The sequence below is a fragment of the Radiobacillus sp. PE A8.2 genome, from assembly GCF_045635475.1.
Lineage (GTDB): Bacteria > Bacillota > Bacilli > Bacillales > Amphibacillaceae > JBJGXI01.
The window spans coordinates 1-26,143 of record NZ_JBJGXI010000051.1 but is presented as its reverse complement, the minus strand read 5'-3'; the positions used below and the strand labels follow the sequence as shown (position 1 = coordinate 26,143).

At 37.8% G+C, this 26,143-nt stretch carries 24 protein-coding genes; 23 read left to right on the top strand and 1 reads right to left on the bottom strand.

Translation table 11 applies throughout. From position 1 onward, the window contains the following. The first annotated feature begins 123 nt into the window (after nt 1-123). The 3 genes from ACI6MV_RS20665 to rsmI are packed head-to-tail and all read left to right on the top strand — an operon-like array spanning nt 124 to nt 2,006. Nucleotides 124-873: a tRNA1(Val) (adenine(37)-N6)-methyltransferase gene (locus tag ACI6MV_RS20665; RefSeq protein WP_407272220.1), complete on the top strand. Its 750-nt coding sequence runs from the start codon at nt 124-126 to the stop codon at nt 871-873. Then, nucleotides 857-1,147 carry a GIY-YIG nuclease family protein gene (locus tag ACI6MV_RS20660; RefSeq protein WP_407272219.1) on the top strand — a complete coding sequence of 97 codons (291 nt, stop codon included), beginning with the start codon at nt 857-859 and terminating at the stop codon, nt 1,145-1,147. The genes ACI6MV_RS20665 and ACI6MV_RS20660 overlap by 17 nt, the downstream gene beginning before the upstream one ends. Further along, nucleotides 1,131-2,006, top strand: coding sequence for a 16S rRNA (cytidine(1402)-2'-O)-methyltransferase (gene rsmI / locus ACI6MV_RS20655; RefSeq protein ID WP_407272218.1), 876 nt, complete (start codon nt 1,131-1,133; stop codon nt 2,004-2,006). Before ACI6MV_RS20660 ends, rsmI begins: the two co-directional genes overlap by 17 nt. 145 nt (nt 2,007-2,151) lie before the next feature. On the opposite strand, the gene ACI6MV_RS20650 is transcribed toward rsmI, so the two are convergent. Next, nucleotides 2,152-2,430, bottom strand: coding sequence for a transition state genes transcriptional regulator AbrB (locus tag ACI6MV_RS20650; protein WP_407272238.1), 279 nt, complete (start codon nt 2,428-2,430; stop codon nt 2,152-2,154). 445 nt (nt 2,431-2,875) lie between these two features. On the opposite strand from ACI6MV_RS20650, the gene metG reads away from it, so the two are divergent. From metG to ptsG, 20 genes are all read left to right on the top strand, one after another. After that, the gene (gene metG / locus ACI6MV_RS20645) at nt 2,876-4,828 is read left to right on the top strand and encodes a methionine--tRNA ligase (protein ID WP_407272217.1); all 1,953 of its coding nucleotides are present in this window, start codon (nt 2,876-2,878) and stop codon (nt 4,826-4,828) included. Between the two features lie 595 nt (nt 4,829-5,423). Further along, complete coding sequence (locus tag ACI6MV_RS20640; protein WP_407272216.1) at nt 5,424-6,194, top strand: TatD family hydrolase; 771 nt, start codon at nt 5,424-5,426, stop codon at nt 6,192-6,194. A 287-nt stretch (nt 6,195-6,481) separates the two neighbouring features. After that, on the top strand, nt 6,482-7,684 hold the full coding sequence (locus ACI6MV_RS20635; RefSeq protein ID WP_407272215.1) for a resuscitation-promoting factor: 1,203 nt from the start codon (nt 6,482-6,484) through the stop codon (nt 7,682-7,684). Nucleotides 7,685-7,942: 258 nt separating this feature from the next. After that, nucleotides 7,943-8,518 (top strand): ribonuclease M5, encoded by a 576-nt coding sequence (gene rnmV, locus ACI6MV_RS20630; RefSeq protein WP_407272214.1) that lies wholly within the window; start codon nt 7,943-7,945, stop codon nt 8,516-8,518. Further along, entirely contained in the window at nt 8,511-9,389 is an 879-nt protein-coding gene (gene rsmA / locus ACI6MV_RS20625; RefSeq protein WP_407272213.1) for a 16S rRNA (adenine(1518)-N(6)/adenine(1519)-N(6))-dimethyltransferase RsmA, read from the top strand. The genes rnmV and rsmA overlap by 8 nt, the downstream gene beginning before the upstream one ends. Before the next feature lie 98 nt (nt 9,390-9,487). Further along, nucleotides 9,488-10,363 carry a sporulation peptidase YabG gene (gene yabG / locus ACI6MV_RS20620; protein WP_407272212.1) on the top strand — a complete coding sequence of 292 codons (876 nt, stop codon included), beginning with the start codon at nt 9,488-9,490 and terminating at the stop codon, nt 10,361-10,363. Nucleotides 10,364-10,557: 194 nt separating this feature from the next. Beyond that, complete coding sequence (gene veg / locus ACI6MV_RS20615) at nt 10,558-10,824, top strand: biofilm formation stimulator Veg (protein WP_407272211.1); 267 nt, start codon at nt 10,558-10,560, stop codon at nt 10,822-10,824. Nucleotides 10,825-11,014: 190 nt separating this feature from the next. Continuing rightward, nucleotides 11,015-11,194 carry a small, acid-soluble spore protein, alpha/beta type gene (locus ACI6MV_RS20610; protein WP_407272237.1) on the top strand — a complete coding sequence of 60 codons (180 nt, stop codon included), beginning with the start codon at nt 11,015-11,017 and terminating at the stop codon, nt 11,192-11,194. Nucleotides 11,195-11,761: 567 nt separating this feature from the next. Further along, the gene (gene ispE, locus ACI6MV_RS20605; protein WP_407272210.1) at nt 11,762-12,631 is read left to right on the top strand and encodes a 4-(cytidine 5'-diphospho)-2-C-methyl-D-erythritol kinase; all 870 of its coding nucleotides are present in this window, start codon (nt 11,762-11,764) and stop codon (nt 12,629-12,631) included. A 55-nt stretch (nt 12,632-12,686) separates the two neighbouring features. Then, a complete protein-coding gene (gene purR / locus ACI6MV_RS20600) occupies nt 12,687-13,499 on the top strand; it encodes a pur operon repressor (protein ID WP_407272209.1) in 813 nt (270 codons plus the stop codon). 155 nt (nt 13,500-13,654) lie between these two features. Continuing rightward, on the top strand, nt 13,655-13,948 hold the full coding sequence (gene spoVG / locus ACI6MV_RS20595; protein ID WP_407272208.1) for a septation regulator SpoVG: 294 nt from the start codon (nt 13,655-13,657) through the stop codon (nt 13,946-13,948). Nucleotides 13,949-14,512: 564 nt separating this feature from the next. Beyond that, nucleotides 14,513-15,883, top strand: coding sequence for a bifunctional UDP-N-acetylglucosamine diphosphorylase/glucosamine-1-phosphate N-acetyltransferase GlmU (gene glmU, locus ACI6MV_RS20590; RefSeq protein ID WP_407272207.1), 1,371 nt, complete (start codon nt 14,513-14,515; stop codon nt 15,881-15,883). A 25-nt stretch (nt 15,884-15,908) separates the two neighbouring features. After that, nucleotides 15,909-16,862: a ribose-phosphate diphosphokinase gene (locus ACI6MV_RS20585; protein ID WP_407272206.1), complete on the top strand. Its 954-nt coding sequence runs from the start codon at nt 15,909-15,911 to the stop codon at nt 16,860-16,862. 79 nt (nt 16,863-16,941) lie between these two features. Continuing rightward, complete coding sequence (locus ACI6MV_RS20580) at nt 16,942-17,580, top strand: 50S ribosomal protein L25/general stress protein Ctc (protein WP_407272205.1); 639 nt, start codon at nt 16,942-16,944, stop codon at nt 17,578-17,580. Nucleotides 17,581-17,725: 145 nt separating this feature from the next. Continuing rightward, nucleotides 17,726-18,289, top strand: a complete 564-nt coding sequence (pth, locus tag ACI6MV_RS20575; RefSeq protein ID WP_407272204.1) for an aminoacyl-tRNA hydrolase — start codon at nt 17,726-17,728, stop codon at nt 18,287-18,289. A gap of 85 nt (nt 18,290-18,374) precedes the next feature. Continuing rightward, the gene (fin, locus tag ACI6MV_RS20570; protein ID WP_407272203.1) at nt 18,375-18,605 is read left to right on the top strand and encodes an anti-sigma-F factor Fin; all 231 of its coding nucleotides are present in this window, start codon (nt 18,375-18,377) and stop codon (nt 18,603-18,605) included. A gap of 75 nt (nt 18,606-18,680) precedes the next feature. Continuing rightward, on the top strand, nt 18,681-22,220 hold the full coding sequence (mfd, locus tag ACI6MV_RS20565; RefSeq protein WP_407272202.1) for a transcription-repair coupling factor: 3,540 nt from the start codon (nt 18,681-18,683) through the stop codon (nt 22,218-22,220). 136 nt (nt 22,221-22,356) lie between these two features. Next, on the top strand, nt 22,357-22,893 hold the full coding sequence (gene spoVT, locus ACI6MV_RS20560; protein WP_407272201.1) for a stage V sporulation protein T: 537 nt from the start codon (nt 22,357-22,359) through the stop codon (nt 22,891-22,893). A 147-nt stretch (nt 22,894-23,040) separates the two neighbouring features. Continuing rightward, complete coding sequence (gene glcT, locus ACI6MV_RS20555) at nt 23,041-23,883, top strand: glucose PTS transporter transcription antiterminator GlcT (protein ID WP_407272200.1); 843 nt, start codon at nt 23,041-23,043, stop codon at nt 23,881-23,883. A gap of 259 nt (nt 23,884-24,142) precedes the next feature. After that, nucleotides 24,143-26,086: a glucose-specific PTS transporter subunit IIBC gene (ptsG, locus tag ACI6MV_RS20550; protein ID WP_407272199.1), complete on the top strand. Its 1,944-nt coding sequence runs from the start codon at nt 24,143-24,145 to the stop codon at nt 26,084-26,086. Nucleotides 26,087-26,143: the final 57 nt, after the last annotated feature.

Below are 26,143 nucleotides of genomic sequence, written 5' to 3'. Positions count from 1 at the left end.
CCTACTATTTGAAGTAGATGATTGTTTACGAGGTAGAATACAAATTTAATGAGAGATTGAATCTTAAGGGCAGGACATGCTTTCAAGGTTCAATCTTTATTTAATATAAGAGGAGTTAGAAATATGGTTGATTTACAGCCAGACGAACGTCTTGATTACTTATTGGCAGAAGAAAATATGCGAATTATTCAAAGCCCTTCCGTTTTTGCCTTTTCGATTGATGCTGTGTTACTCGCTGATTTTGCCAGTGTACCACTTAAAAGAGGAAAGATATTAGATTTATGCACGGGTAATGGGGTGATCCCGCTTTTACTAAGTAGACGTTCTGAAGCACAAATTACAGGTGTAGAGATACAGGCGCGTTTATATGATATGGCTACCCGTAACGTTAAGCTAAACCAATTAGACGATCAAGTTAGCATTATCCATGGAGATTTAAAGAACATGCCTGCCCGCTTTGGCAATAATAAGTTTGATGTAGTAACCTGCAACCCTCCGTATTTTAAATCAGTGAACAAGGAACAACAAAACCTTAATGAACACTTTACCATTGCTAGGCATGAAATTTATTGTACATTAGAAGATGTAGTTAAAGCTTGCAGTATGCTAGCTAGATCAGGTGGAAAGGTATCAATGGTCCATCGACCTAGTCGATTGGTGGAGATCATTACCCTGTTTAGGCAGTACCGAATCGAACCAAAGCGGTTAAGATTCGTATATCCTAAGCAAGGAAAAGAAGCTAATATTTTATTAATAGAAGGAATAAGAGATGGTAATCCAGATTTAAAAATTCTTCCGCCATTATATGCTTTTGATGAAAACGGTCAATATACGAAAGAGTTAGAGGGAATAGTATATGGGAGACAAAACTGACCATAGTGTATATATATTAGAATGTAGCGATGGAACTTTGTATACAGGCTATACCAATGATTTTGAGCGCCGATTAGTCATGCATGAACAAGGAAAGGGTGCCAAGTATACCAGAGGACGTGGTCCTTTTCATCCGGTGTTTAAACAGACTTATGCATCCAAAAGGGAAGCGTTACAAACAGAATATAAAATTAAACAAATGAACCGCGAACAAAAGCTAGCACTTATTAAAATGCATGCGGAAGGACTAGATAAGGATGCAAACGCAAAGTAGCTTCCAAGGGAAATATGATACGGGAACATTATACATAGTACCCACACCGATTGGAAACCTAGAGGATATCACATTACGTGCAATTCGAATACTAAAGGAATCCGATCTTATTGCTGCAGAGGATACAAGAAATACAAGAAAATTACTTAATCATTTAGAGATTGATACACCGCTAACAAGTTATCATGAACATAATAAACTGACGAAGGACGCAAGCCTGATCGATAAGCTCCGAACAGGTATGTCAATTGCGTTAGTAAGTGATGCAGGAATGCCCGGGATTTCAGATCCAGGTTATGAACTCGTACAAGGTGTACTGGCAGCCGATATTGCGGTTGTTGTTTTACCTGGTGCAAATGCGGCATTGTGCGCCCTAGTTGGATCAGGGTTGTCTACGGATGAATTTTATTTTTATGGATTTTTACCTCGTAAAAAAAGACAAAAAGAAGAAGAACTAAACCGGTTAAAGTCCATACAGGCCTCTTTGCTGTTTTATGAATCTCCCCATCGTTTAGTAGAAACGTTAGAAGCGTTATATGAACATCTAGGAGATCGCAATGTGACGTTAGCAAGGGAGTTAACAAAGCGGTTTGAAGAATATGTACGTGGTTCATTAACAGAAACGATCATTTGGGCAAAACAATCAGAGATTAGAGGCGAATTTTGTATAGTGGTGGAAGGTGCAAAAGAAGCAGAGCAAAAGGAGCAAGCAGAATGGTGGCTACCATTATCAATAAAGCAACATGTGAATCACCATATAGAAGGTTATGGTCTGTCTAGTAAAGAGGCAATAAAAGTTGTAGCAGAAGAGCGAAAATTGCCGAAGCGTGACGTGTATCAAGCCTATCATGTGGAGTAGAGGGTAATCTGTACTTAAGTGGTGTACTTACTAAGGATAAAAGCGTAAGCACCCATTTATAAATGAACGAATTGTCAGTATTATGAAATTGACTTAACTATTTTAAAATACCCCAACCACTAACTGGTTGGGGTATGACACATGCTTATTTATCTAAACGTGATTGAATTTCTTCTATTAGAGATTTTGCCCCTTCAGGACTTAAAATTAATTTTCCGTTTGCTAAAGTTAAGTTATCGTCAGAAATTTCCCCTGTTACATGACAAGTCATGTTTGGTTTATATTTTTTCAATACAATACGTTCGTCATCAACATAAATTTCAAGTGCATCCTTTTCGTTGATCCCCAACGTTCGACGAAGTTCTATCGGTATAACAACACGACCCAATTCATCAACCTTACGTACAATCCCAGTAGATTTCATTATTAATTTTCCCCTCTCCATGATTCAAAAGTATATTCGGCAATATTCGACATCTTTAGCATAAGTTTACCATTCTCTGCCATTAGTGTCAATAATTTTTCTTTAGATTTTCGTGTTTCAGGAAAGTTATTAATTAAAAGTAACGATAATTACATTTTAACATGAACTACTTTCCTGGAGTGCTTAATTTCAAATAAATATAAACAGTAAAATTCGACATTAAATAAGAAATTCGACAAAAATATGCGCTATTTCTGTTATCTTAGATTTTATACATAAAATAGGGAATGTCAAACATTTGAAATAGTTGTTTTTTTAGCTTAGGATTCATGTAATAATGGAAAAATTATAATAAAATCGCTACAATAAAAACAGTATTATTATAAAATTTACAGTTTACGTCAAAATTGGTAATAAGGATTCATGATTTTAAGGAGGTAGTGTCATGCCAAAGGAAAAGAACACGTTCTATATTACAACACCAATTTATTATCCAAGTGGTAATTTACACATTGGTCACGCCTACACGACTGTAGCAGGTGACGCTATGGCAAGATATAAACGACTACGAGGCTACGATGTCATGTATTTGACAGGAACAGATGAACATGGGCAAAAAATTCAAAGAAAAGCGGATGAAGCTGGTGTAACACCTCAAAAATATGTAGATGATATTGTCAGCGGTATTAAGAGCCTATGGAAGAAACTTGATATATCCTACGTAGATTTTATTCGTACAACTGAGGTTCGTCATAAACAAGTGGTAGAAAAGATATTCGCTCAGTTGCTCGAACAAGGTGATATTTACTTGGACGAATATGAAGGCTGGTATTGTACACCTTGTGAATCATTTTTTACAGAGCGTCAATTAGAAAACGGCAACTGTCCTGATTGTGGTGGATCTGTAGAAAAGGTAAAAGAAGAATCGTATTTCTTTAAAATGAGTAAATATGTAGATCGGTTATTAGCATATTATGATGAAAATCCTGCGTTCATCCAGCCAGAGAGTCGAAAAAATGAAATGATTAATAACTTCATTAAACCTGGGTTAGAGGATTTGGCTGTTTCCAGAACAACCTTTGACTGGGGAGTTAAGGTTCCAGGTGATCCAAAACATGTTATTTACGTATGGATTGATGCTTTATCTAATTATATTACTGCGCTAGGCTATGGCTCAGATAATGATGAAAATTATCAAAAATATTGGCCGGCAGATGTCCATTTAATGAGTAAGGAAATTGTCCGTTTCCACACGATTTATTGGCCAATCATGTTAATGGCTTTGGATCTTCCGTTACCAAAGCAAGTGTTTGCTCATGGCTGGATTCTCATGAAAGATGGAAAAATGTCGAAATCAAAAGGAAATGTAGTCGATCCTATACAGCTAACAGATGCTTATGGACTAGACGCTCTTCGCTATTATTTATTAAGAGAAGTTCCGTTTGGCTCTGACGGGGTGTTTACACCAGAAGGATTTGTTGAGCGAACGAACTACGACCTAGCGAATGATTTAGGAAACTTATTAAATCGTACGATAGCGATGATTGTAAAATATTTTGATGGAGAAATCCCACGTTTTACGAAAGCAGAAGATACATTTGATCAACAGTTAGAGGAACTCGCTTTAAATACAATTTCGAATGTAGAGGAATCACTTGATCATATGCAGTTCTCTGTAGCGTTAACAACGATATGGCAGTATATTAGTCGTACAAATAAATATATAGATGAAACAGCGCCATGGGTGTTAGCAAAGGATGAATCAAAGAAGGAACGATTAGGAAATGTTATGGCCCATCTAGCGGATGCACTGCGCAGAATTGGTATTTTGTTGCGACCATTCTTAACCGAAACGCCTGCAAGCATCTTTGCTCAACTTGGTGTCGCAAAAGAAGAAGAACAGTCATGGGATAGCTTGACTAGCTTTGGACTGGTTGCAGAAGGAACACACGTGAAAAAACTAGATCCAATCTTCCCTCGTTTAGATGTTGAAAAGGAAGTTACAGCTATTAAAGGTATGATGAAAAAGTCATCTCCCGTCCAGGAAGAAGAAGCAAGTAACACAGGTAAAGAAGAAATTACTTATGATGATTTCATGAAACTAGACCTTCGTGTTGCAGAAGTAATTCGAGCAGAAAAAATGGAAAATGCCGACAAACTGTTGCGCATTCAATTAGATTTAGGCTCTGAGAAGCGACAAGTAATCTCAGGAATTGCTAAATATTATGAGCCAGAACAATTAGCGGGAAGAAAAGTAATCTGTGTTACTAATTTAAAACCAGTAAAATTACGTGGCGAGCTTTCCCAAGGTATGATTTTGTCGGGTGAAGACGAATCAGGTCAATTATCTCTTGCAACCGTAGAACAATCGTTACCAAATGGATCAATTGTGAAGTAATATGCAGTAAAAAAGCGCTTATCCTTTTTGAAACTGATAAGCGCTTTTTTTATTAAGGCTGTATTTTTAAAAGCTGTTGTTTATTTGAGCTAAACTCCGTCGTAACGGAGTGCACGTGATTTCCGCCCCAGGCAGTCGCTTTCCGCGGGCACGGCTTCAGCTAACTCAGAAGCAAATGTTTTCGGTGGGACGAGTAATCGCAGTCCCAAAGAGCGCTTCTGAGTGGATCTTCAGCTCGCGCTTTTCCCGCTGGAGTCGACTGCCTGGAGCTCCAATCACCCGACGTAAAGAGCAAACCCGTTAGCAGCGGAGGAAATGCACTTCGACTCCTGCGGGAATAGTGGCCTAAGTGAGACCCCGCAGAACGCAGTTCGAGGAGGCTCACTAGCCCCCCGCGGAAAGCGAAGGGCATTTCCGGAGCGATGCAAGCACTCTCCAGGTTACGCCGGAGTTTACTTCAATTCCGATTTGAAGATCAACTATGTTTATAAAGAGCCATACTAAATTAGAAATTATAACTTAGATCAGATGATCGCAAAAGAAAACTTCGACACGTGTTAAAAAGATGCAAATATTGAAGGAGGAATAGTTAATTATGTTATTTGATACACACGTCCACTTAAATGTAAGTCATTTTGATGATGACCGAGAGGATGTAATGAAACGTGCAAAAGAAGCGGGTGTTGAGTATATGGTAGTCGTTGGTTTTGACCATGAGACGATTCCAAAGGCAATTGCAATCGCTGAGGAGAACGACAAGATATATGCAGCGGTTGGTTGGCATCCGGTCGATGCGATTGACATGACTGATAAAGAGTTAGCGTGGCTTGAAGAACTGTCGAGTCATCCGAAAGTTGTTGCACTAGGGGAAATGGGTTTAGATTATCATTGGGATAAGTCGCCGAAAGATATACAAAAAGATGTTTTCCGGAAACAGATTCAGCTTGCAAAAAAAGTGAAAATGCCAATCATCATTCACAATAGAGAAGCGACAGAAGATATTATTGAAATCTTGAAAGAAGAGGATGCGAAAGAAGTAGGCGGGATTATGCATTGCTATAATGACTCTAAGGAATATGTTCAAACATGTTTGGACATGAATTTTTACATTTCTTTAGGAGGGCCAGTGACGTTTAAGAATGCTCCTCTTCCGAAAGAGGTAGCTGAAATCGTTCCACTTAATCGCTTACTAATTGAAACAGATTGTCCATTCTTAGCACCACATCCGAATCGTGGAAAACGAAATGAGCCTGCATACGTAAAGTTGGTAGCAGAACAAATTGCTGACCTACGTGGCGTTTCGTTGGAAGAAATAAGTGAAGCAACAACGAATAATGCATTACATCTTTTCGGGATAACAGAATAAGCTTAGAAAGTATGTGTCCATTTTTGTCGAACCATTTTTGTAATAAAAGAATAATTTGTTGTCGATAATGGGAGGAGTTAGAATAAAACTAACTTCTCTTTCTTTATGTAGGGACGAGGTTAACGCTGTAACCTAATTTTAATGTTTTTGAAATAATTATAGAAGAAGGCTTGAAAACAAAGGGTTTATAGCGTATTTGCAAAAAAATATTGAAAGCGGAAGCAATTGACAGTCCGTAATGGTTGTTTATATAATACAACGACGGGTGAATAAGGAGGCAAATGAGCGTGAATAAAGTTTCAAAGCTATTGCCGGTTTTAAAACATAAGCTGGTAATCCCGATTCTCAGTATCATAGCGTTACTTGCATTTGGAAGCATGGTAGTTTACCAGTTAACAAAGGCAGAAGTTACGGTCGTTCAAAATGATGAAGAGACCACCGTAAGAACACACGCAAATACTGTTGAAGAATTACTAGAAGAACTAAACATCGAAGCAGCAGATCATGATAAATTATCACATAAATTAGAAGAAAACATCACATCGGGTATGGAAGTAACGTATACGAAAGCGAAAAAAGTTGTTGTTTCCATCGATGGAAAAGAACAAGAATATTACACAACGCAAGAAACAGTCGGTTCATTTTTTGCTGAAAAGGAAATGAATTTTACTGAGCATGACAACGTATCGCTTGCAAATAACGCAGCGATCGAAAATGGCTTAGCAATTGAAATTCAGCAGGCGTTCCAAGTTACCGTTAATGATGGCGGTGAGGAACAAACGATTTGGACGACTGGTGGAAACGTAGAGAATCTATTAAGCGAGAATAATATAAAGCTGGGAGAGCTTGATCGGTTAGAGCCGGAATTAACGGCTAATCTGTCCAAAGATACGTCGATTTCAATCACCCGTGTAGAAAAAGTAACGGACATCATTGAAGAATCAAAAGATTACACCGTTGTAAAGAAAAATGATAGCTCTATTGACAAAGGTAAAGAACAAGTCGTTTCACCTGGTGAAAATGGAGTAATTACTAAGACATTCGAAGTTACCTTAGAGAACGGTAAGGAAGTAAGTCGTGAATTAGTTAGTGAAGAAGTTACCAAGGAAAGCGAACAACGTGTCGTTGCTGTTGGTACAAAAGAAGCAGTTAAAGCAACTAACTATACCGTCTCTCGTGGTGATAACGGAGAAGCGGTCAAAGAATTCTACATGACAGCAACCGTTTATACAGAAAAATGTAATGGATGTAGAGGTATTACTTCTACCGGTATTGATTTGCGAAATGCGCCTGATAAAAAGGTTGTAGCAGTCGACCCGAGAGTTATTCCTCTAGGATCTAAAGTTTGGGTAGAAGGTTACGGAAACGCCATAGCAGGAGATATTGGTGGAGCGATTAAAGGTAATCGTATCGATTTGTTTGTACACTCCAGTAAATACGGCTATGACTATGGACATAGGAAAGTGCGTGTAAAAGTATATGGCAAGTAACAATTTCCATGAATATCCCTTACCATTCCTTTGGTGGTAGGGGTATTTTTTTTGCAGTTGGAAATATCTAAGTATAGGATGAACAAGGTAAACGGAACACTTTGTTCTGAATCATTTAAGTTTCCTTAGCACTTTGTAGCTATATATACTATGATAGAAAGACAATTTGGTACCTATATTAATAAGATTAGTCAATTTCATAATACTGATATTTAGTTATTCGTGAAATTAGCTTAGATACATATTTTTATGAAGCTCATGGGGGATAGTAGCGTGCATATTAAAGAAGTTATAGTAGTCGAGGGTAAAGATGATACAGCTAAGATAAAACAGGCTGTAGAGGCAGATACAATTGAAACGAATGGATCTGCAATAGGAGATGCAGTTATAAAGCAGATTCAGCATGCAAAAGAAAAGCGTGGGGTTATTATCTTTACTGATCCAGACTATCCTGGAGAGCGAATCAGACATATCGTATCCAATGCAGTGCCAGGCTGCAAGCATGCTTTTTTAACGAAACAGGAAGCAAAAGCAAAACATAACAAAGGCATTGGTATTGAGCATGCATCATCCACAACAATTATCGCAGCACTCGCTGGGGTTTATGAACCAAAAGAGGCGTATCAATCGCCAATAACTAAGCAGGATTTACTGGAATTTGGACTATTGGGCGGTAAGCGAGCTAGACAAAGAAGAGAAAAGCTAGGGCAACTACTTCGAATTGGAACAATGAATGGTAAGCAATTGCTTAAACGATTATCCATGTTCCAAATTTCTTTACCGACATTTGAAAAGGCAATGTACAAGATTTTAAGGGAGGAAGACGATGAATAATGAACGACCGGTAGCCACACCTTCCCGTACAAAAGAAATATTACAAAAATACGGGTTTTCATTTAAAAAAAGCTTAGGACAAAACTTTCTTATTGATGTGAATACATTAAAAAAAATATTAAATTTCGCTGGTATTGATAAGGAATCCAATGCAATAGAGATTGGTCCTGGTATGGGGGCATTAACAGAACAATTAGCTATTCATGCCAATAAAGTTGTCGCCTTTGAAATTGATGGCCGCTTAGTTCCGATATTAAAAGAGACTTTAGGGTCCTATGATAATGTTGAAATTATCCATCAAGACATTTTGAAAGCGGATATTCGACAAGTTATTGCTACTCAGTTCGACACAACTACACCGATCAAAGTAGTTGCAAATTTACCTTATTACATTACTACGCCAATTTTGATGAAATTGTTAATGGACCGTCTACCGGTTGCAAGCTTTACTGTAATGATACAGAAAGAGGTTGCTGAACGCATGGCAGCTAATCCTAATACCAAGAGCTATGGTTCATTATCGATTGCAGTTCAGTATTATACGCAGGCAAAGGTTGTAATGACTGTACCGAAAACGGTATTTATGCCACAGCCAAATGTTGACTCTTCCGTATTGCATCTTGAGCTAAGAGATAAACCACCCGTGGATGTGAAGAATGAAGAATTTTTCTTCGAATTCGTTCAAGGCTGCTTTGCACAACGTCGAAAAACATTACGAAATAACCTTGCACGCTTCTTAGGAGAAAAAATGAATAAAGAAGAAATTGAAGCGGTGTTGATAGAAAGTGGAATTGATGGGACAAGAAGGGGAGAATCGCTTGCGATGGAAGAATTTGCAGTATTAGCGAATCGGTTTTATTCCAGTAATTAAGGCACAAGTTTTTATCTCAAGCATAGGCTATTTAATAACTGATAAACAACGAAACAAAGTTGTCACTATAGAAAATGGCCTAGGTGAGAGGTGGAAACATGAATCTATCGATTGGGGAGTTAGTAACACGTTCCTCGTATCAACATGATATTGTATTCCGTGTAAGCAATATTGAAGAGCGTACGGTACTATTACACGGTGAAGATATACGACTTGAGGCAGATGCTGATCCGGATGATTTAGTTCTGATTGAAGGAAGAGATTTAGAAACAAGAAGAAAGAAACAGAAAGATAAAGAGGATTATTCATTCCGCTTATTTAGACAAGATTTTCAATTAATGAAAGAGAAAAGAGATTATGAATCAACCTCTGGATATCATCAACCGAATAACTATTTCCAAATTCCTGCACGCGTGCTTCACCTTGATGGAGACCGATTATACTTAAAGAAGTGTATTGATCTCTATCAACGAATGGGTCTGCAAGTGCACGGTGTTCATCTAGATGAGAAGGAAATGCCGAGTAAGATAGGAGCACTTGTAAAGAAGATTCAACCGGACATGATCGTGATTACTGGACACGACGCATTCTCACGTAACAAAGGTGCTAAAAATGATATTCGTGCCTACCGTCATTCCAGATACTTCGCTGAAACAGTAAGGGAAGCTAGAAAAGTTGTCCCTAATCTGGATCAGTTGATTATTTTTGCTGGTGCCTGTCAATCTCATTTTGAGTCGTTAATCCGAGCAGGTTCTAATTTTGCAAGTTCCCCTACCCGTGTAAATATTCATGCACTAGATCCTGTCTATATTGCTGCTAAGATTGCATTTACACCTTTTATGGAGAAAGTTGAAGTGTGGGATGTCTTGCGCAATACAATGACAGGTGAAAAAGGTTTGGGCGGAGTTGAGACAAAAGGGTTGTTGCGGACAGGAATGCCTTATATTGATGAGGATTTTGAACAATATTATTAAAGAGAGAAGATAACACTTGGTGAGCTCATCAAGTGTTTTTTTATATTTATGTACATATTTTTCGAAAAAAGTGAGAAAATACAAATATATTGCAGGATTTTTGTTGACAATAAAATTATTATACTGTTATAATATAATATTTTTTGACTTTATTGTAACATCGTGATATAATACAAATAGTGAGGTGGAGTGTATTGGCTAAAACATTAGTGGAAATCAAGCAAGGTCTGGATGGACAGATTGGAAAACGCCTTAAGCTTAAAGCAAATGGTGGGAGAAGAAAGACTATTGAGCGTTATGGAACACTTGCAGAAACGTATCCTTCTGTATTTATTGTTGAATTAGATCAGCAGGAAAATGCTTTCGAACGCGTTTCATATAGCTATGCGGATGTTTTGACAGAAACTGTTGAGTTAAACTTCATCGATGATTTAAACAAAATGGTTGTTGGAGAGCAGTAAACAATAGTTTGCTGCTTTTTTTTGTGTTTATAAATCTATATGTGTAAATGTCTCTGATAGCACGGCTAGCTCTGGCGACTGTTCTTGTATAAATGTGGTATTCTTACATAGTAAAACCAAGGTTATTATAATGGCATATGCAAACAATAAGGTTGTCGTGAATATAAGGTTTGAAAAGGAGCTGTTTTTTCTGGGTAGACGTAGAGGGATCATGTCCAACCATTTGAAAGAAGAAATTGCTAAAGAACTAGGCTTTTACGACACTGTAAAGCAAGAAGGCTGGGGTGGCATTCGCGCACGTGATGCTGGAAATATGGTGAAACGTGCTGTTGAAATGGCAGAGCAGCAATTGCAGAGAGACAACTCATAATAAATGGGTTGTCTCTTTTTTAAAGGCTGTTTCCAAAAAGTTTGTTATTATTACGTAAAATAGCTAGTATGCGAAGTAGTGCTTGGGTATTCACTGATACATGTGCACCGCTCCGTCCCTACACTTTGCTTTCCGCGGGGGGCTAGTGAGCCTCCTCGCGCTTTCGCGTTGCGGGGTCTCACATAGGCCACTAGTCCCGCAGGAGTCAAAGTGTAGGGCTTACGCTTCATAAAAGGTGTGTAACAGATACCCTAAGCTGTGGAAAAATACGCCACTCCATCGGGAAAGGAACAGTCTGAAGACCCCGCAGAGAGCGCTCTTTGCGATTGAGGCGGAGTAGAGCGTTCCCCGCGGAAAGGGCGTATTTTTCCGCAGCGCCGGATTAGCAATCACCACTACGACGCATTTTACTTCAATTATGAAGTTCAGAAATGCAATAAACATTACTAAAAGAGCCTTTTAAAAATAAAAAATAGAGCAGTTGAGCGTGTATAGTACCTGCACTTTTGTTGTTCTAACTGTAATATGGTACTATTTGTATGAGATTATAATAAGTAGGTGAAAAGCATGTACGTACTCGAAAAAGCACCAGCCAAAATTAATTTATCTTTGGATGTGCTTTATAAGCGTCCGGATAATTTCCATGAAGTAGAAATGGTAATGACGACCATTGATTTGGCTGATCGTGTGGAGTTAAGCATGTTAGCAGAAGATAGAATTAAGATAGAGTCTGAGAACCGTTTTGTACCAAATGACGAACGGAATTTAGCTTACCGCGCAGCAAAGCTAATTAAAGATACATATAACATAAATAAAGGTGTAAGAATAAAGATAGTTAAGCAAATTCCAGTTGCTGCGGGATTAGCTGGAGGCAGTAGTGATGCGGCGGCTACTTTAAGAGGATTAAACCAGCTGTGGTCCCTTAACCTAAGCTTAGACGTACTAGCAACGTTGGGTGCTCAGATTGGTTCTGATGTATCCTTTTGTGTTTATGGGTCGACGGCATTAGCGACGGGGCGTGGCGAATTAATTACCGAACTTCCACCACCACCAGCATGCTGGGTCGTACTAGCTAAACCATCAATTGGTGTATCAACACAAACAATCTATCAGCAATTTAACACGAACAACATTGCACATCCAGATACAAAAGGGATGATTAGTGCAATAAATAATAATGATTACACCACGATGTGTAAAAAATTAGGCAACGTCTTAGAATCAGTTACATTGTCCCTTTATCCAGAAGTTAGACAAATAAAACAGCTTATGTTGCAATCTGGGGCTGATGCGGTATTGATGAGTGGTAGTGGTCCAACTGTGTTTTCTTTGGTTCAACATGAAAGCCGTGCAGAGCGTATTTATAATGGCCTACGAGGTTTTTGTGGGGAAGTATACGTTGTTCGATTACTAGGATATCGCCAAGCACTTGATTAAACACGTACATCAATGATATATTTAACGAAAATATTCGGTTTTACGAGGTGCAAAGATGAAAAGAAGCGATCGTTTAGTGGCGATGACTAATTATTTAGTAGAACACCCTATGGAATTAGTGTCCTTACCCTTTTTCTCCAACTTATATGATTCAGCTAAATCTTCTATTAGTGAGGATCTGGCTATTGTAAATAAAAGTTTCAAACAACAGGGTATCGGTTATTTATTATCAGTATCCGGTGCTGCTGGTGGTGTGAAATATATTCCTGACTATTCAATAGAAAATAGTGAGGCATTTGTTCAAGAACTATGTGATAAATTGGAAGACCCTAGTCGACTGTTACCAGGTGGCTATTTATTTATGAGTGATCTACTAGGGGAGCCTGCAACGGTTAGGAATATTGGTAGGTTATTCGCTACAGTGTTTTCCGATAAAGAAATTGATGTAGTAGTAACTGTAGCTACGAAAGGTATTCCATTAGCATATGCGGTTGCGAGTTTCTTAAATGTTCCAGTTGTTATCGTTCGTAGAGATCCAAAAGTAACCGAGGGATCTACTGTAAGTATTAATTACGTCTCTGGCTCATCTAAAAAAATTCAGACGATGGTATTACCGAAGAGAAGTTTAAACGAAGGTACAAAGGTATGTATCATAGATGATTTTATGAAGGCTGGCGGAACAATTAATGGGATCAAAGAGTTATTAGCCGAATTTAATGCTCATGTAAGTGGTATTGGAGTTTTAGCTGAAGCAGAAGATGATGAAGAAGAACGTGTAGTTGATCAATATATTTCGCTCGTTCAAATAACAAATGTTGATGTTAAAAATAAGCAGATTGAAGTGCATAAAGGCAATTTCTTTAAGTAAGATTTAGGTGTTTTTTACCCTAAACCTTACTTTTTTCCTTTTTAGTAGAAAATTAAACCATAAATTATAAAAAAATTAAGAATTAAAGCAGGAATTGTTAAGGTTTTGTGGAAATATGGTATTAAGTTTTAATAGGAAAAAGGTGGTGAGACATAATGGAAGTGACAGATGTAAGATTACGCCGCGTAAATACCGAAGGCAGGATGCGAGCAATTGCTTCTATTACGTTAGATCAGGAGTTTGTCGTTCATGATATACGCGTGATTGATGGCAACAATGGTCTATTCGTAGCAATGCCTTCAAAAAGAACCCCTGATGGAGAATTCAGGGATATCGCACACCCGATTAACTCTAATACTCGTGCAAAAATTCAAGATGCAGTATTAGAAGAGTATCGTCGATCAGGTGAGTTAGAAGATGTTGAATACGAAGAGGCAGGAGCTTCATAAATTAAATAGGTTCGAAAACAGAGGTCTAATCAGAATTGTGATTGTAGACCTCTGTTTTATTTGATAACAAAGTATAGAATTTTTGCATGTGTCCAGAGGTCCGTGCGCCAGAAACTTGGCGACTTCACGAATCCCTTACGATAAGTCATCATCGATTCAAGTGTTATGGAAGGTCGACTAAGAGCGGACTTGTCGTCCAACGTCGACATACCCCTATGCGGTGGCATGATTCCTTTGTCTCCTATGGCTCAGTCCAAATGTCTTCGGTGGGACGAGTAATCGCACTAAGGAAACCTCACCTGAATAGGTACCGCAGAAACAAGAGGTTTCCCTCAGTCCATACGTCGCTAAACGTGCGCACTGCGCTTTTGTTCTTTCTCCATTAAATTACATTTCACAATTTAAATTTTAAATTCTACATAAATCGATGCTCTTTGTTGAAATAGGTGTGTGTTTAAGATATATTCGTTAATGACTGATTATAATATAATTGACTCAATTAAAAATAATAAAAATTTAATAAAAGTTAAAGAAAATGACTATATAAAATTTGGAGGTCACTTCATGAATAAACGTTTTGCAGTTGTGCTTGCAGCGGGTCAAGGAACAAGGATGAAATCAAAGCTTTACAAAGTGCTACACCCTGTAATGGGGAAGCCTATGGTTAATCATGTAGTAGATCAGTTAAAGAAATTACAATTAGAACAAATAATTACGATTGTTGGTTTCGGTGCTGATAAAGTGAAGGAACAACTCAAGGATGAATCTTTGTTTATGCTTCAAGAGGAGCAATTGGGAACAGGTCATGCGGTTATGCAGGCAAAAAAACATTTAAGTGGTGAAGCAGGAACTACAATCGTCGTTTGTGGAGATACACCTTTATTAACACATCAAACGTTAGAATCATTGCTAAACTATCATGAGAAAGAAGGCGCTAAAGCGACTGTTCTTACGGCATTAGCAAATGATCCAACAGGTTATGGACGAGTAATTCGAAACACAAATCAGGATGTAGAAAGAATTGTGGAGCATAAAGATGCGAATCAAGATGAACTTGCTGTTCACGAAATAAATACAGGAACGTATTGTTTTGATAATCAAGCATTATTCCAAGCATTAGAACAGGTAACAAATGATAATACCCAAGGCGAGTACTATCTTCCAGATGTTATAGAGATTTTGAAAAAAACCAACCAGAAAGTTAGTGCTCATATATCCAGTGAGTTTGAAGAAACCATTGGTGTAAATGACCGAATAGCATTAGCACAAGCGGAAAAAATAATGAAGAAGCGAATTAATGAGCAACATATGAGAAATGGAGTTACTTTTATTGATCCAGACTGCACGTACATAGGTCCGGATGTAGTGATTGAGCAAGATGTTGTCATTCAACCTGGTTGCACGATTTCAGGTGAAACGCATATTGAGACAGGTGCAGAAATCGGGCCAAATAGTGAGATAGATACATGTGTAATTGGTGCTGATACGGTTGTCCGTCAAAGTGTTGCCAAAAATAGTCACATCGGAAAACGCGTGCAGATTGGACCATTTGCTCATATACGACCACAAGCAAATATAAGTGATGATGTAAAGATTGGCAATTTTGTAGAAATTAAGAAAGCAACTTTAGGAACTAACTCTAAAGTATCTCATTTGAGTTATATAGGCGATGCGGAAGTGGGTAGTGGTGTTAATATTGGATGTGGAACAATTACGGTGAATTACGATGGCACGAACAAACATCTAACGAAAATTGGAGATGATGCCTTTATCGGTTGCAACTCTAATTTAATTGCCCCTGTTACGATTGGAGAAGGTGCTTATGTTGCAGCGGGTTCAACGATTAATAAAAATGTGCCGAATGAAGCCCTTTCCATCGCGCGTGCAAGACAAACGAATAAAGAAGACTATGCTAAAAAATTCAAAAAAGATTGAAATGATTAATGGAGGGTACATCTAAATGTCAACGGGATATAAAGATTCATCTTTGAAGGTTTTTACACTTAATTCTAATCCGGAACTAGCTGAAGCAATTGCAGCAAACATTGGCGTGGAACTTGGGAAAATCTCTGTTACCGCTTTTAGTGACGGAGAAATACAGATCAATATTGAAGAAAGTATCCGTGGTTGTGATGTTTATGTCGTGCAATCCACTTGCGCGCCAGTTAATCAACATATGATGGAGCTTTTAATAATGATTGATGCATTAAAGCGCGCATCTGCAAAGACGATCAATATCGTAATGCCTTACTATGGTTATGCTAGACAGGATAGAAAGGCACGAGCGAGAGAACCAATTACAGCGAAGTTAGTGGCAGACTTATTACAAACTGCTGGCGCTTCACGTGTTATCTCATTGGATCTACATGCGCCACAGATTCAAGGCTTTTTTGATATCCCGGTTGATCAGTTAGTCGGTGTTCCAATATTATCCGAACACTTTACAGAAAAAAATCTCGGTGACATTGTCGTAGTTTCACCGGACCATGGTGGTGTGGTCAGAGCTCGTCAAATGGCGGATCGACTAAAAGCACCAATTGCTATTATTGATAAACGTAGACCGCGACCTAATGTCTCAGAAGTTATGAATATTGTAGGTAACATTGAAGGGAAAACGGCTATCTTAATTGATGATATCATCGATACGGCAGGGACTATTACAATTGGGGCAAATGCATTAATTGAAAATGGTGCGAAAGAAGTGTATGCATGCTGTACACATCCAGTGCTTTCAGGGCCAGCAATTGAAAGAATTCAAAATTCCAAAATTAAAGAATTGGTTGTTACAGACACTATTCCGCTAAGCCCCGAAAAGCGAATTGAAAAAGTAACACAATTATCAGTAGCCCCATTAATTAGTGAAGCAATTGTGCGCGTTCATGAATTACAATCTGTCAGTATTTTATTTGATTAAGAAAAACAGGTTTAAGTTTATTTAGTACAGGGAAATAATAGTATACAGGTGATTTTTAATCCAATGGAGGGTGATGAATTTGGCAGTAACACTAAATGCAGATCCAAGAAAAGATTTAAAAAAATCGTATACAAAGAAAATTAGACAAGCTGGTCGTATTCCGGCAGTTGTATATGGGAAAGACAACGAAGCACGTACGTTATCCGTCGACAGCATCCAACTATTAAAGACTATACGAGATGAAGGTCGAAATGCAATTATCTCTTTGAATGTTGATGGCTCTTCCGTTGATGTTATGCTTCATGAATACCAAGTAGATCCATTGAAGGACGAGCTAATTCATGCTGACTTTTATGTGGTTAACATGTCACAGGAAATGGATGTAGAAGTACCTATACATTTAGATGGAGAAGCACAAGGGTCTAAAGATGGAGGAGTATTACAGCAACCGTTGTACAACTTAGCAGTTAGAGCAAAACCGGCGGATATTCCTGAAGAGATAAAAATAGATGTATCGAAAATGGAAGTTGGCGATACGATCACTGTGAGTGATCTGAAAGAAGGTCGCAACTATGAAATTATGGAAGATGAAAGCACGACAATTGTAACAATATCTGCACCTGATGCTGGAACTACTGAAGAAGAAGAAGAGACAGATGAAGAAGTAGAACCAGAAGTAATTAATCAAAAAGATGATGATGATGAAGAAAAACAGTAAATAGTTATTTAAAGGGCGCATCTTAAAGGATGCGTCTTTTTCCAATTTAAATGAGCGATTGGGCTTATTACATGGTGAGGCTTTATTTTTGTTAAAAAACTAAGTACAATAATGGAAGCGAGTAAAGAATGAAAAGGTGAAGGCGATGAAATGTATTATAGGGTTAGGAAATCCGGGTAGGAAGTTTGAAAATACCCGACATAATGTTGGGTTTATGGTCATTGAGGAATTTGCTAAGCGAAATGATTGGAAGCTCAGTAAAAAAAAGTTCAATGGGAATTTTGCTATGGAGCAACTAGATGGTGAGAAAATTATTCTATTGGAACCACAGACATATATGAACTTATCTGGTGAATCAATAAGACCGTTAATGGATTTTTATAATATAGCGATCGAAGATATCGTAGTAATATATGATGACTTAGATTTACCACCAGGTAAAATTCGGTTAAGACAAAAAGGTGGCCACGGTGGTCATAACGGTATTCGGTCAACCATTGACCATTTAGGTACAAAAGAGTTTAAGCGGATTCGTATAGGTATCGGAAGACCTAGCACACCAATGCCTGTTCCTGATTACGTATTAGGGACCTTTAGTGGTGAAGAAAAGACAGCGGCAATGGAAAGTGTTCAAAAGGCAGCCGATGCTTGTGAGACATGGTTTAAAAAGCCTTTTGAAGAAGTAATGAATGAATATAATCAGAAATAATTTATGGCTTACATAGTAGTATAAATACCGAAGGCTCTGGACAAACTAACAATGAAAATTTGTATGCCCAGAGGAGGTTTCACTAGTGGCCATTGTATATAAATGTAATCATTGTGGAAATGTTATCGGAGAATTACATCAACAAGTCGTCGATACACAAACGCTTGGATTGGACCATTTATCACAGGAAGACCGAAGACAGATGATTGAATATCAAAGTAATGGTAATGTCCAGATTAAAACAATTTGTGAAGACTGTCAGGATTCTCTGGAACAAAACCCACAATATCATGAATTAGACTTTTTTATTCAATAGACAAAAGCTTTGGTGAGTATCCAAAGCATTTTTGTAGTTTAAATTGAATGTAGCGGTAGTCAAGGGGGAGGCACTATGCAAGGGATAAAAGAATATTTAAAACAACAGGATGATATTCATTCCATAATAAGCGGTGTATCTTCTGGATTAGAAGAGCAATTAGTAGCAGGTTTATCTGGTTCCGCGCGTGGTCTATTAACATCAATAATTAGCGAATCAACAGATAAGCCTATTCTTTTGGTTACTCACCAGCTCGTACAAGCACAGCATTTATATGAGGATTTAATAGAATTAGTAGATAGTAAAAATGTATATTTGTATCCAGTAAATGAGTTGGTCGCTTCTGAAATAGCGATTGCAAGTCCAGAATTAAAAAGCCAGCGTATTGATGCTTTAAACCAATGGCTCAAAAATGAAACGGGAATTATGATTGCACCAGTTGCTGCTTTGAAGCGAATATTACCACCGATTGATTATTGGAAAACCTACCAAGTACAATTTGAAGTAGGCAGAGAAATAGATATTGAAACGTATTTGAACACGCTTATTAATATGGGCTATGAGCGCGTAAACATGGTTACTACACCAGGAGAATTTAGTTTGCGCGGAGGAATTATTGATATTTTTTCATTAACGAAAGAGAATCCAGTCCGAATCGAACTATTTGATAATGAAGTTGATTCGATTCGGTATTTTGATTCAGAAACACAACGATCATTAGAAAAGGTAACTAATATTCATATTAGTCCTGCCACCGAGCTATTGCTAACTGATGAAGATATGCTCAAGGGTGTTCAGCGTTTAGAAAAAGAATTGGCGCATTCACTTACAAAATTAACAAAAAGTGATGCGAAAGAAACATTATCGGAGACGATTGAATATGATCTAGAGCGAATGAGGCAGCAAGAACGTTATCAAGAAATGTATAAATACGCCCGCTTCTTTTACGATCAACCTGCTAGTTTGTTAGATTATCTACCTGATAATGGATTAATTATTTTGGACGAAATGAGTCGTGTTCAGGAGACAGCAACAAGCTTAGATGAAGAAGAGGCTGAGTGGTATCGCAGTGTGTTAGAAGCCAATCAAATGATAAGAAATCTATCCATATCATTTGATTGGCATGACGTATGGTCAAAAATGGAGCAGCCACGTTTATACTTATCTGTCTTTTTACGTCATATCCCTAATACTAATCCGCAAAATATTGTCAATGTATCCTGTCGATCCATGCAGCAATTCCACGGTCAAATGAACCTACTAAAAAATGAAATTACTAGGTGGAATAAAAGTGATTATTCCGTTTTAATCTTTGCTCCAAATCCAAAGCGAGCAGAAAAGATTCAATCGGTATTAGCAGATTACGAAATGGAGGCGACACTTGCAGACAGTGAAGTCACGCTACCGGTCACGCAACCTACTATTGTGGTTAATACAATTAGTAGCGGCTTTGAATTACCGATGCATAAGCTGGCAATTTTAACGGAAAACGAATTATTTAAGAAACAAACGGCTCGACCAAAGCGAAAGCAAAAAATTTCTAATGCAGAGCGAATTAAAAGCTACCAAGAACTAAAGGTTGGAGATTATGTTGTACATTCCAATCATGGTATTGGTCGTTATTTAGGAATTGAAACGTTACATGTTAACGGACTTCATAAGGACTTTATGCTAGTTAAGTATTCTGGAGACGACAAGTTATTTGTGCCAATTGATCAAATTGATTTGGTTCAAAAATATGTTGGTTCAGAAGGTAAAGAACCAAAACTGTATAAACTTGGCGGCAGTGAATGGAAAAAAGTAAAACGAAAAGTACAATCAAAGGTTGAGGATATTGCAGATGATTTGATTAAGCTATATGCAGAACGAGAAGCAACAAAAGGTTATGCATTTGCAGAGGATACACCAATGCAACAAGAGTTTGAGGACTTATTTCCTTATCAGGAAACAGAAGATCAGATAAGGTGTATTGATGAAATAAAGCAAGATATGGAGAAAATACGCCCGATGGACCGATTGCTATGTGGTGACGTTGGCTACGGTAAAACAGAGGTGGCTATTAGAGCAGCTTTTAAGGCAGTGGCAGACGGTAAACAAGTAGCAATCCTAGTTCCAACTACCATCTTGGCACAGCAGCACTACGAGACGATGTTAGAGCGCTTTCAAGACTATCCGGTTAACATTGGTCTACTTAGCAGGTTTCGGACCAGGAAACAACAAAAGGACACAACAGATGGCTTGAAAAAGGGACTGGTCGATATTGTTGTCGGTACCCATAGACTTCTTTCTAAGGATATTGAGTATAGCAATATTGGTTTGCTTATCGTCGATGAAGAACAGCGTTTTGGTGTGAAACATAAAGAAAAAATAAAGCAGTTAAAAACAAATGTGGATGTATTAACGTTAACGGCAACACCAATACCGCGTACATTACATATGTCGATGTTAGGGGTTCGTGATCTATCTGTGATAGAAACACCACCTGAAAATCGTTTCCCAATTCAAACGTATGTGTTGGAATACAATCCAGTCTTTTTGCGGGAAGCAATAGAGAGAGAAATGGCGCGTGGTGGCCAGGTGTTCTTTTTATATAACAGAGTGAACAATATTGAAAGAATGGCACAAGAAATTTCTGCGCTCGTCGATGATGCACGAGTGGCATTTGCACATGGACAAATGAATGAATCAGAGTTGGAAAATGTAATGTTCTCCTTTTTGGAAGGTGAATTTGACGTATTAGTTAGTACAACAATTATTGAGACGGGTGTAGATATACCAAATGTGAATACGTTAATCGTATATGATGCAGACCGGATGGGACTTAGTCAATTGTATCAACTAAGAGGTCGTGTAGGTCGATCCAATCGAGTAGCGTATGCATATTTCACGTACCAAAAAGATAAAGTGTTAACAGAAGTCGCCGAAAAAAGGTTACAAGCGATTAAAGAATTTACAGAGTTAGGTTCAGGTTTTAAAATCGCTATGCGTGATCTATCAATTCGTGGTGCAGGAAATTTATTAGGTGCACAGCAGCATGGTTTTATTGATTCGGTCGGGTTTGATATGTATTCACAAATGTTAAGTGATGCGATAGAAGCAAGAAAAACAGGGAAAACAGTAGAAGAAAATAAGCCGTTCGAAGTGGAACTCGATTTGGATGTTGATGCTTATATTCCGGAAACTTATATTTCTGATGGTAAACAAAAGATAGAGATGTATAAACGATTCCGTTCCCTTATGACACAAGAGGATATTAATGACCTTCGTGAAGAAATAGTCGATCGTTTTGGAGATTATCCGGAGGAAGTTGCTAATTTGCTTGATGTTTCCTCTTTAAAAGTACATGCGAAAAAAGAAAAAGTAGAAACAGTAAAAGAAAAGAAGCATAAACTTGAACTGCTATTAGAGGAACAAGCAAGTAAGTCAATTGATGGGGCTAAATTATTTACATTCGCCGAGCCATACGGCCGTTCTATTCAACTAGGAACACATAATAATAAACTAAAAATCACGGTTCAACTTGATAGTAAATCAAAACAAAATAGGTACAAGGTTGCAGAAGAACTACTAGTGGCATTAGCAGGAATGAAATGGGAAGAAACAATGCAAAAATAGAAAATCATTGTTTGTATGTATAGATTTTACATTGTGTACTTATACTAATGCCACAACTGGTTATTTCTGCTTTTTAAGCAACAAAGGTGGAAGCAAATCAGAAAATCATCATAGAAAGAGAGGCTGCACATAATATATGAAAGCAACAGGAATTGTACGTCGAATTGATGATTTGGGTAGAGTAGTTATTCCAAAAGAAATAAGAAGAACGTTACGCATCCGAGAAGGTGATCCTTTAGAAATATTTGTAGATCGAGAAGGGGAAGTTATCCTAAAAAAATATTCTCCGATTAGTGAATTAGGTGATTTCGCTAAGGAGTATGCAGACGCTTTATTTGATTCGCTCGGTTCTCCGGTTCTTATATGTGATCGTGATGAATTTATTGCAGTTTCAGGTGAGTCTAAAAAGGATTATCTCGGAAAAAACATAGGAAGCATTATGGAAAAGGCAATGGATACCCGTAACGTGATCGCAGGAGCAGATGAATCATCTATTGAGATTGTAGATGGTAATGAAGAAAAGATCGCTTCATATGTACTTAGCCCAATAATTGCTAATGGGGACCCCATTGGCTGTGTAATGATTATGTCAAAGGATAAAAAAGACATTAGTATAGTAGAACAAAAATCCGTGGAAACTGCGGCAAGCTTCTTAGCAAGACAAATGGAATAGCTTTACTTAAGTGAGATGGGTTGACGATTATGGGATTGGACTTTTAATCCTAATGGGTCAACCCGTTTTATTTGGATTAAAAAGTTGTGTTTTATTTTCATACCATATACGATATATAAACAATATGTGGTACAGGTGGAGAAGTATATGTCTGAAATGATAAAAGTAATAAAAGCGTTAAACAACAATGTAGTGATTGCTGAGCATCCTTTACACCAAGAGGTCGTATTAATTGGAAAAGGAATCGGCTTCCAAGTGAAAAAGAATGATTTCATTACACTCGATAAAGCAGATAAAACGTTTATATTGAAAGATGAAAATGAAAAAGAACAATATGTCAATTTATTGTCCCACGTTGATAATGATACGATTGAGTTTATGCAAGACATCCTGGTTTTTATAGAAGAAAGCATGGGACAAAAGTTGAATGAACATATTCATATTGCTTTAACAGATCATATTAACTTTGCCATCCATCGCATGCAACAGGACATGCAGTTTTCCAACCCATTTCTTATGGAAATTGAGTCGTTGTATCCGAATGAATATAAAGTAGCTAAACAAGTCGTCGATAAAGTACAACAAAAGATGGGAATTATATTTCCTACTGGTGAAATAGGCTTCATCGCCTTACATATCCATAGCGCAATAACGGACAAATCTATTTCTGATTTAAATCGCCATCATCAATTAATTTCTAAATTGGTTCAAATAATTGAAGAAAACTTGGATATTGAAATGGAGAAAAACCGGATTGACTATCATCGCTTAATTCAACACCTCTACCGCGCGATTGTACGAGCACATCATGGTGAAAAATTAGGTGAGCAAAAAAGTTTGGCAGAGATGTTGAAACTCACATATCCTATATGCTATAATCTTGCATGGAAGTTGATTAAAGTGATGCAAAAGCAATTAAATAAACCAGTAGATGAGTCAGAAGCTTTGTATTTAACGATTCATTTACAGCGGTTGACTAATAAAATCTAATTACGTGTTACTGATTCGATCAGGCATGAGTATAAAAGATTTTCAGGTAACCATACGGGATAAGAATGCCCGTTATGGAAATCTGAACCTTTTTTACTCATGCCTTTTTTATTTGGTCAAATAACTGAGTCAATTTGATAATTACCTTATACAGCTATCTACAATTTAATGGGGGCAGATAGCTGTGCAAGGTAAGTAATGATGAAATCGACTTATGTATCACTTCCATTTATAACCCCATACAATAGGAGGATGTACAATGTTTAAGAAAGCTTTTGGCTTATTACAACGTGTTGGTCGTGCTTTAATGCTACCAGTATCTGTATTGCCAGCTGCAGGTCTATTACTCGGAATCGGACATGAAAACGTATTAGATATTCCGGTCATGGCGCAAGCTGGCGGAATCATATTTGATAATTTACCATTATTGTTCGCTATTGGAGTAGCGATAGGATTATCTGATGGTGATGGAGTTGCTGGTTTAGCGGCTGTTATTGGATTTTTAACGATGAATGTTACGCTTGGGATCATTGCTGAAGCAAGAGGCGTTGCAACGATTGAAATGCTCGGCATAACCACCTTACAAATGGGTGTGTTCGGCGGTATTATCGTGGGTATCGTCGCATCTGTATTGTATAAGCGGTTCTTTGATATCAAATTGCCGCAATTCCTCGGATTCTTTGCTGGGAAAAGATTCGTACCGATTATCACTGCCGCAACTGGTGTGGCATTAGGTGCCATTTTCGTGTTTGTGTGGCCACCAATTCAAGGAGTAATTGACTGGTTCTCTTATCAAGCGGTTGAAGCCAATTCAACGATTGCCGCATTCATTTTCGGTTTTGTACAACGTGGATTAATTCCATTCGGGTTACATCATATTTTCTACCAACCATTCTGGTATGAATTTGGTCAGTTTACAACGGAAGCTGGAGAAGTTGTTAGAGGTGATATGACGCGTTACTTCAAAGGTGACCCAACAGCAGGAACATTTATGGCAGGTCTTTTCCCGTTCATGTTATTTGGTTTACCAGCTGCAGCACTTGCGATTTATCATGAAGCAAAGCCAGAAAATAAAGCTAAAGTTGCAGGTATTATGGGTTCTGCGGCACTAACATCATTTTTAACTGGTATTACCGAACCGATTGAATTCGCATTCTTATTTGTGGCGCCAGTGTTATTTTTAATTCACTGTGCATTTGCTGGCTTATCATTTGTGGTCATGGACTTATTGCATGTAAAAGCAGGATTTACTTTCTCAGGTGGATTCATTGACTATATTCTTTATTGGAAACTATCAACAAACGCATGGATGATCATTCCAGTAGGACTTGTGTTTGCATTACTTTACTATTTCGGATTCCGATTTGCAATTCGAAGGTGGAATTTAGCAACTCCTGGTCGTGAAGATGAAGAGTACGTTGACACAGATGGAGAAGAGAAAGAAGTCGGCGAGCTTCCATATGAAATTTTAGAGAGTCTAGGTGGAAAAGAAAACATTACACACTTGGATGCATGTATTACAAGGTTACGGGTTTCTGTGAACGACAAAGCCAATGTCGATAAAACACGCCTAAAACGATTAGGTGCTTCCGGCGTTATGGAAGTAGGAAACAACGTGCAAGCTATTTTTGGACCAGCATCTGATTCAATCAAAGGACAAATTCAAGATATAATTAGTGGCAAAACACCACGGTCAAATACAAAATCTGCTCCAAAGGAAACAAGTGAGAAAGCATCAGTATTAACTGGACGGATTGATTTCGCTAGCCCGGTCAGAGGACAAATTCTACCGTTAGAAGAAGTTCCGGACCAAGTGTTCTCTAAAAAATTAATGGGAGATGGATTTGCGGTAAAACCAGCGGATGGAAAGTTTGTTTCACCTGTAAACGGAAAAATTTTGAACATATTCCCAACCAAACATGCGATTGGTATTGAAGCAGAAAATGGAATGGAAATACTCCTTCATATTGGGCTTGATACGGTGAACTTAAAAGGAGAAGGATTTACAGCGAAGGTTGAAGAAGGCGATGTTGTAAAACAAGGTCAGGAAATAATGCGTGTCGATCTTGATTATATCGCGAATAACGCAACTTCTACGATTACACCAATCATATTCACTAACTTACAAGAAGGACAAGCTGTTCATATTAAAACTTCTGGTATGGTACGTGATAATGAAGCAAATATAATTGAGATAAAATAGTAATTGATAAGTGATTCATTGCGTCCGGCAATCCGGATGCAATGAATCACTTTTTTA

Excerpts from the sequence above, each read along its gene's own strand:
- ACI6MV_RS20640 (WP_407272216.1), top strand. The coding sequence starts at position 5,424 with ATGTTATTTGATACACACGTCCACTTAAATGTAAGTCATTTTGATGAT.
- rnmV (WP_407272214.1), top strand. The coding sequence starts at position 7,943 with ATGGGGGATAGTAGCGTGCATATTAAAGAAGTTATAGTAGTCGAGGGT.
- rsmI (WP_407272218.1), top strand. The coding sequence starts at position 1,131 with ATGCAAACGCAAAGTAGCTTCCAAGGGAAATATGATACGGGAACATTA.
- ptsG (WP_407272199.1), top strand. The coding sequence starts at position 24,143 with ATGTTTAAGAAAGCTTTTGGCTTATTACAACGTGTTGGTCGTGCTTTA.
- ACI6MV_RS20660 (WP_407272219.1), top strand. The coding sequence starts at position 857 with ATGGGAGACAAAACTGACCATAGTGTATATATATTAGAATGTAGCGAT.
- glcT (WP_407272200.1), top strand. The coding sequence starts at position 23,041 with ATGTCTGAAATGATAAAAGTAATAAAAGCGTTAAACAACAATGTAGTG.
- rsmA (WP_407272213.1), top strand. The coding sequence starts at position 8,511 with ATGAATAATGAACGACCGGTAGCCACACCTTCCCGTACAAAAGAAATA.
- ACI6MV_RS20585 (WP_407272206.1), top strand. The coding sequence starts at position 15,909 with ATGTCAACGGGATATAAAGATTCATCTTTGAAGGTTTTTACACTTAAT.
- ACI6MV_RS20650 (WP_407272238.1), bottom strand. The coding sequence starts at position 2,430 with ATGAAATCTACTGGGATTGTACGTAAGGTTGATGAATTGGGTCGTGTT.
- ACI6MV_RS20665 (WP_407272220.1), top strand. The coding sequence starts at position 124 with ATGGTTGATTTACAGCCAGACGAACGTCTTGATTACTTATTGGCAGAA.
- yabG (WP_407272212.1), top strand. The coding sequence starts at position 9,488 with ATGAATCTATCGATTGGGGAGTTAGTAACACGTTCCTCGTATCAACAT.
- metG (WP_407272217.1), top strand. The coding sequence starts at position 2,876 with ATGCCAAAGGAAAAGAACACGTTCTATATTACAACACCAATTTATTAT.
- spoVT (WP_407272201.1), top strand. The coding sequence starts at position 22,357 with ATGAAAGCAACAGGAATTGTACGTCGAATTGATGATTTGGGTAGAGTA.
- glmU (WP_407272207.1), top strand. The coding sequence starts at position 14,513 with ATGAATAAACGTTTTGCAGTTGTGCTTGCAGCGGGTCAAGGAACAAGG.
- purR (WP_407272209.1), top strand. The coding sequence starts at position 12,687 with ATGAAAAGAAGCGATCGTTTAGTGGCGATGACTAATTATTTAGTAGAA.
- pth (WP_407272204.1), top strand. The coding sequence starts at position 17,726 with ATGAAATGTATTATAGGGTTAGGAAATCCGGGTAGGAAGTTTGAAAAT.
- spoVG (WP_407272208.1), top strand. The coding sequence starts at position 13,655 with ATGGAAGTGACAGATGTAAGATTACGCCGCGTAAATACCGAAGGCAGG.
- ispE (WP_407272210.1), top strand. The coding sequence starts at position 11,762 with ATGTACGTACTCGAAAAAGCACCAGCCAAAATTAATTTATCTTTGGAT.
- mfd (WP_407272202.1), top strand. The coding sequence starts at position 18,681 with ATGCAAGGGATAAAAGAATATTTAAAACAACAGGATGATATTCATTCC.